The sequence below is a fragment of the Rhodopseudomonas sp. BR0G17 genome (assembly GCF_010907025.1).
In the GTDB taxonomy this organism is placed as follows: domain Bacteria; phylum Pseudomonadota; class Alphaproteobacteria; order Rhizobiales; family Xanthobacteraceae; genus Rhodopseudomonas; species Rhodopseudomonas palustris_H.
In genome coordinates, this window is record NZ_QUML01000212.1 from 1 (window position 1) to 400 (window position 400).

The following is a 400-nucleotide window of genomic DNA, read 5'->3' on the forward strand; positions in this document are numbered from 1 at the left end:
GCCGCGACCCGCGCGGACTTCTACGAGCGCGACCAGGGCTCGCGTATGATCCCGCTGTCGTGGCTGAAGGCTCTGCGACAACCCGATGGCCAGCCGTTTCTCGATGCGAGTCTGTCGCGTTACGGCTATCTGCCGAACCCCGCCAACCCCGACGGTCTGCCGGTCGGCTTCACCACGTCCGGCGCCAGCGGCTCCGAGATCGTCGGCATGACCTGCTCGGCTTGCCACACCCGCCAGATCTCCGCCGAAGGGAAGTCGTATCGGATCGACGGCGGACCGGCGATCGTCGACTTCCAGAACTATCTGACCGATCTCGATGCTGCCGCCGGCAGCGCGGTCGCCAGCGATAACGACTTCCAGGCGTTCGCCTCCCGGGTGCTGAAGACCCCCACGCCCGAAC

Annotated in this window: 1 pseudogene; it reads left to right on the top strand. The window is 67.0% G+C overall.

From position 1 onward, the window contains the following. A pseudogene (locus DY467_RS25915) lies at window positions 1-400 on the top strand (di-heme-cytochrome C peroxidase); the annotation flags it as partial.